At 62.5% G+C, this 5,698-nt stretch carries 7 protein-coding genes and 1 tRNA gene; 3 read left to right on the forward strand and 5 right to left on the reverse strand.

The genetic code is table 11. The features are described from left to right. Nucleotides 1-121 precede the first annotated feature (121 nt). Nucleotides 122-196, reverse strand: a tRNA-Val gene (locus tag WBV42_RS01370). A gap of 90 nt (nt 197-286) precedes the next feature. Here WBV42_RS01370 and WBV42_RS01375 point away from each other — a divergent pair. Beyond that, entirely contained in the window at nt 287-1,591 is a 1,305-nt protein-coding gene (locus tag WBV42_RS01375) for a hypothetical protein (protein ID WP_423984450.1), read from the forward strand. Here WBV42_RS01375 and WBV42_RS01380 read toward each other — a convergent pair. Then, nucleotides 1,588-1,827, reverse strand: a complete 240-nt coding sequence (locus WBV42_RS01380) for a DUF7553 family protein (RefSeq protein ID WP_423984451.1) — start codon at nt 1,825-1,827, stop codon at nt 1,588-1,590. The genes WBV42_RS01375 and WBV42_RS01380 overlap by 4 nt on opposite strands. Nucleotides 1,828-1,939: 112 nt before the next feature. Between WBV42_RS01380 and WBV42_RS01385 the strand changes: the two genes are divergently transcribed. Next, nucleotides 1,940-2,893, forward strand: coding sequence for an MBL fold metallo-hydrolase (locus WBV42_RS01385; protein WP_423984452.1), 954 nt, complete (start codon nt 1,940-1,942; stop codon nt 2,891-2,893). Then, on the forward strand, nt 2,890-4,608 hold the full coding sequence (locus WBV42_RS01390; protein WP_423984453.1) for an adenine deaminase C-terminal domain-containing protein: 1,719 nt from the start codon (nt 2,890-2,892) through the stop codon (nt 4,606-4,608). The genes WBV42_RS01385 and WBV42_RS01390 overlap by 4 nt, the downstream gene beginning before the upstream one ends. A 28-nt stretch (nt 4,609-4,636) precedes the next feature. On the opposite strand, the gene WBV42_RS01395 is transcribed toward WBV42_RS01390, so the two are convergent. From WBV42_RS01395 to WBV42_RS01405, 3 genes are all read right to left on the reverse strand, one after another. Continuing rightward, the gene (locus WBV42_RS01395; protein WP_066146552.1) at nt 4,637-4,831 is read right to left on the reverse strand and encodes a hypothetical protein; all 195 of its coding nucleotides are present in this window, start codon (nt 4,829-4,831) and stop codon (nt 4,637-4,639) included. 42 nt (nt 4,832-4,873) lie between these two features. Beyond that, nucleotides 4,874-5,152 (reverse strand): HalOD1 output domain-containing protein, encoded by a 279-nt coding sequence (locus tag WBV42_RS01400; RefSeq protein ID WP_423984454.1) that lies wholly within the window; start codon nt 5,150-5,152, stop codon nt 4,874-4,876. Nucleotides 5,153-5,257: 105 nt separating this feature from the next. Then, on the reverse strand, nt 5,258-5,698 hold a 441-nt coding region (locus WBV42_RS01405), incomplete at its 5' end, for a helix-turn-helix domain-containing protein (protein WP_423984455.1).

The following is a 5,698-nucleotide window of genomic DNA, read 5'->3' on the forward strand; positions in this document are numbered from 1 at the left end:
TTTATATGTAGTGGGTCGGGGCAGATTCGAACCTGAGCAAGACATTCCTGCTCACTTCGTTCGCGGGCTGTGACGAGCGACGCAGACTCGCCGCTCATCGGTTACCCGTGGCAGAAATCCTTGGGTCGGGGCAGATTCGAACTGCCGATCTGCTCCGTGTGAAGGAGCTGTCATAACCGGACTAGACTACCGACCCGCTCACTTTTTCGTTTTCCTGCACCGGACTTAAGGCTTGCTTTCGAGGGCGGCCGGTACGACCAAGGGCCAGCGATTCCGACCCCCGAACATGACCGACTGGAACGTGGTGAACGTGGCCGATGCGGAGCCGGGCGTTCGGGACGGTGGGAAACCCCTGAACGAAGTGCTTTCCGCGCACGCCGGTCCGCGGACGAAGTTCGTGCTTCCGGAGGGACGCTACCACCTCGACGGGCGGTTCTACCACAACGACGCCGAGGCGGTTGCGGTGGTGGGCGACCCGCACGCCACGCTGGCCGTGACCGATCCCGATCAGCAGTACGGGCTGGACGTCGGGGGCGATTGGGGCGTATCCGCCGGTTCGTCGGCCACGACGGTCGAGATTAGAAACCTGACGTTCGACATGAGTGCAGAGGGCGTCGGCGCGCAGGCCATCTCCGCACGGGCGAGCGACGACCTGCGAATCGAGAACGTGGCGGTCGAGGGTGAGTGTGCATCGGCGGGCAAGAAGGCCCTCGGAGCGATTTACGCGGCGGTCACACACCCGGATGGGGTGGGCGAGGTGAACGTCTCGCTACCGGACGGGTGTGCGTTCCGGCCCGACGCGTATCCGGACCAGTCACCCACGGAATCCCAGACCAGCCATCCGATCGGTATCAGCGTTACCGACGACCACCGCGGCGAGTTGACGTTCCGCGACTGCCACGTCGAGGGGTGGGTGAACAACGGCGGCTACCTCGCGGGCGGGAGAGGACCGTGTTTCGTGGAGGGAGGCCTGTGGAAGGACAACGGGAACGCGAACCTCCGGTTGGGCGACAGCGACGAAGCCAGCGGCGTGGAAATCGAAGTGGACGAGACCGAATACACCAGCTGTGCACTCTGGTTGCAGGAGGGCGATGCACGCGTCTCGCACACCGAAATTCGCCTGCCGGACTGCGACAACGACGGCCTCAGGATTTCGAGTCGCTCCGCCCGCGTGCGCGACCTGAAGATCGAGTGTACGTCCTCGGCGCGTGCCATCAAGGTCAATGACGGGGACGGCCCGGTCATCTTGGAGAACGTGGAGCTGGTGGACTCGGGCAACGGCGCGATTCACGGCTACTGCGTGGAGCTATGGCGCGGCGGAACCGAACTCCGCGACTGCCGGTTCGCCTTCCGGAATGGTACGGAAAATCGACACGGTATCAATGTCCTCGGCGAGGGAATCATCTTTGATGGCGTGACGGCCACCCACGACGCGGACGGGAACGCGACCATGCTCGTCAAGGCCGACGACGTGGCGTTCAGGAACTCGACGTTCCGTGGCCGTGTCGATGTGGATCGAAAAAACGCGTCGCCCCCGCACGTCGAGGGCGGCGACTTCGCGGACTGTGAGTGTATTGGCTTCGAGGTCTAACTCATCCGCTTTCTCGCGTCCCGCATGGCATCGCGGGAACGTCGTTTCGCCTCGTGCTCCACGCCACGGAGGTTTCGTCGCATCTTCTCCCGTCGGTTCGGCTCCGGCGGTTGTTCCCGTCCGGTCAGTTCGCGGGCTTTTCGCTCGGCGGGTTGCAGTTCCTCGCGGAGACCACGCCCGAGATGACTCCCGGCATGTCGGAGGTGGTACCACGCGTCTTTGAAGTGTGTGTTCATGGCTCTCCCAATTATGTCCTTACGCTTGGGTCAGATATAATCGTTCCGTCGGAATTCGTCGGGGACCCCGGTTCAAAAACGGTTTTACTGCGGGCAAAGAAAGGAGATACGTATGTTTACGCGGCTTTCGATTCCGACGCCGTTCCAAATCGGACCAGTGAACGCCTACTTGACGGGGCGGACGCTGGTGGACCCCGGTCCGGGAAGCGAAGAGGCATGGACTGCACTGCTCGACGGGTTGGAGGACCACGACCTCGGTCCGAGCGACGTGGAGCAGGTGGTCATCACGCACCCGCATCCGGACCATTTCGGCTTGGCAAAGCGGCTTCGTGAATCGGGCGCACGGGTCGTCGCCAGCACCGCGGCAGCGGACATTTTGAGAGATTTCGACGACAGATTGCGGTACGAACAGGAGTACTTCTCGGATTTCTTCGACCGGAACGGAATGGCGGCGACGACCGCCCAAACCGTGACCAACCTTCCGGAGGCGTATCTCTCGGCCGCCCCGAGCGTCGAAACCGACCTCGCACTTGACGACGGCGAATCGGTTACGGTCGAGGGTATCGAGTTGACCGCCGAGTTCGTCCAGGGACACTCCGCCGGGGAGACCATCTTCACGTTCGAGTACGAGGGCGAATCGATGGCGGTCGTCGGCGACCACGTGCTCGGCGATATCACGCCCAACCCGTTTCTTCAACCACCGATGGAGAGAGGTGGAAAGCGCCCGCGTATGCTTCCGGCGTTTAATCACTCCCTCTCGAACCTCCGAGAGCGCGGCCTCGATCACATCTTCCCCGGCCACCGTGAGGAGATCGATGACCCCTCCGAGCGGATCGGTGAAATCCTTGACTCCCACGAGGAGCGAACTCGAAACGTTCGCACGCTCGTGGACGACCCGACGACGGCGTTCGGGGTGATGGAAGGGTTGTTCGACGACCTCCCTGCGACGGAGTACTTCCCCGGGATGAGCGAGGCGGTTGGTCACCTCGACGTGCTCGAAGAGCGTGGGGAAGTGAACCGACACGAACAAGGTGGCGTCGTGGTGTACGAGGGAGTAACCAAATGAACGAACTGCAACCCGTCACCCTCGGCGACGAACCTGCCGACCTCGTGATTCGGAACGGTCGCGTTCTCTTGCCGGAGTTGTGCGAGTTTCAGGCCCGCGATGTGGTCGTGAAGAACAACCGCGTCGCGGCGCTGCCGGAGGATGGAACCGACGCTATCGGCGACGAAACCCGAGTCATCAACGCCAGTGACCGCGTCGTGACGCCGGGGTTCATCGACGCTCACACGCATATCGATTTGCATCAGACGTTCGAGAACGCCTATCACTACGCCCTCGAAGGTGGAACGACGACCGTCATATCGGAGGTTTCGGGTTTCGGGTTGTCGTTCGGCGCGGAAGGCGTCGAGCAGTTGCTCGCCGCGACGTCGTACCTCCCGATTCGGGTGTACGCGACGGTTCCGCCGCAACCGCTCATCGACACGTTCGAACCCGCACGCGGGAACGCGGAATCGCTCACCAACCTCCTCGGTGACGCTCGCATCGTCGGCGTCGGCGAGACCGACTGGATTCACGCCGTCGGTCGGGACTCCCCGACCGAGGACCTGTACGAGCGCGCCCATATCGAGGGCAAAACCGTCAGCGGCCACGGTGCTGGCTGTTCGGGAGAGAAACTCCAAGCGTTCGCGACCGTCGTCGACGACGACCACGAGTCGATCACGGGCGAGGACATCATCGAACGCGTCGAGAACGGTATCCACGCCGTCGGCCGCTGTGGCTCGATTCGTGACGACATGTCGGCAGTCGGCGAGGCGTACGAGGAGATCGGCGCGGCCGAAATCTCGCTCTCGACGGACGGCATGTGGCCCCGGGAACTCGTCCGGGAGGGATACATGGACGTGGTGGTTCGCCGGGCGATCGAGGAGGGCGTCTCGCCTGCGGACGCGATTCGCATGGCGACGCTCAACCCTGCCCGCCACTTCGGCCTGTCGAACCTCGGGTCGCTCGCGCCGGGCAACATCGCCGATATCCTGCTCATCGACGACTTGGAAACTGTCAACGTCACCACCGTCATCAACGGCGGCGAGGTCGTCTACAACAACCACGAAATGGCCGTCGCGCCGCGTTCCTACGAGTATCCCGACCACTTCTACGACAGCGTGAACGTCAGCACCGACCCCGAGGAGTTCCGCGTTCCCGCGGACGTGGCCGCCGACGGGGAGGTTCGCGCCATCGAATACCGCGAGGGACTACTCTCGGGCGAGACGAACGTCGTCCCACCGGAGAAGGACGGCGAACTCGTCGCTGCGCCGGAGGACGGCCTGTTGAAAGTCACGCTCCTCGACCGGCATCCGGACGGGGACGGAACCGGTTTCACCGGCTTCGTTACCGGATTGGGACCGATCGAGGGTGCGATTGCGACCAGTCTCACGTGGGAGACGCCCGGCGTCATCGCCGTCGGTAGCGGTGAAGATCTCCGTCGTGCGGTTTCGCACGTGAACGAGATGGGTGGTGGCTGGGCAGTCGTCAGGGACGGCGACGTGATCGCCGAACTCCCGACGCGAGTGGCCGGGGTGTGTTCGGACCTCGAAGTCGAGGAAACCGCAAAGCTGTACACCGCAATCGAGAGCGCGCTACGGAGTCTGGGCACGGACGTCGAGCGTCCGATGATCGGAATCCAGACGCTCACGTTCCCGGGCGTGCCCTCCCTCAAGATGTCCTTCTCGGGCTATGCCGACATCTTCTCACGCGAAATCGTCGGGTTGACGCCGAACTAGGCGTTCCGGTGTCGGTTCCCGTTTCGTTTTACTGGCCCGAGTGGTGCTCCCTGATGGTTCGAATCTGTTCGTACGGGAAGAAGTTCCGCCCGCCTTTCCGCCGAACCCAGATACCCGTCTCGTAGAAATCCACGTCCGTCGCTGCGACGGGTGACACGATGTTCTGTTCCTCACCCCGTTTGCCAGTCGGCACGAGGTACACGTCGTACTCGTTGTCAGGCATGAGGGGGCTGACAACGGATGGCAGCAAAAGCGTACTGGCACACTATCGAGCGTCGTAGATGACGACGCGACCGTTCTCTTCGACGGCGATGGAGAACTCCTTGTGACGGAACTCCACCCGTGTCGGAACGTCCTTGCCGGGTCGTCGGTCGAACAAATCTTCCAGCGCATCGGGGTCGATACTCTCGTACAGCGGTTCTATCTCCGTCGAACTGTCCCCGACGACTTCGGAGATCGCGTCGATAACGGTTTCCGCGATCCGTCCATCGCCGTGGTTCGCTTCGTTGAGAATCGGTCCGTGGCCGTCCGAATCCCGACACATGTCAGATACCTCCCGGCATCCGTACACAAAACGATATGGCCCACATCCTCTGGTTGAAGGTGAAGTAGTAAGGGAATTCTTGGGGTTTAGTGGTTCTCACTTTTATTACCCCTCGGAAATATCGCTCGGACCGGTCCGGGGGAACAGCGTCGCACCGAGCATTCGCTCCAAGCCACGCCTGAGGCGTCCCGAGGCGGCCTGCGGGGAGATGTCGAGCGCCTCGGCGAGTTCCGAGAGCGACGTTTCCCGCGGGACGCGGAAGTAACCGGACGCGAACGCCGTTGCGAGGGCTTCGCGTTGCTCGTCGGTCAATCCGTACTGTTTTGCCGGGAACTCGTCCACGGTATAGATCCGACGGACTTCGTAGGTTATCGAGCGGTCGTCGCAAGCCTCCCGAAACTTCGTCGTCGATTCGTGGTCCGGGAATCGGATTCGGAACAGCCAGCCATCGTCGTTCCCGACGGCATCGAGCAGCGTCAAATCCCCTTCAGTCAGAATTCCGTGAATTCCGTCCGTTGCGCTCGCCCAAACGACTCGACAGAGGGC

The sequence above is a fragment of the Haladaptatus sp. genome, assembly GCF_049589095.1.
Classification (GTDB): Archaea; Halobacteriota; Halobacteria; order Halobacteriales; family Haladaptataceae; genus Haladaptatus.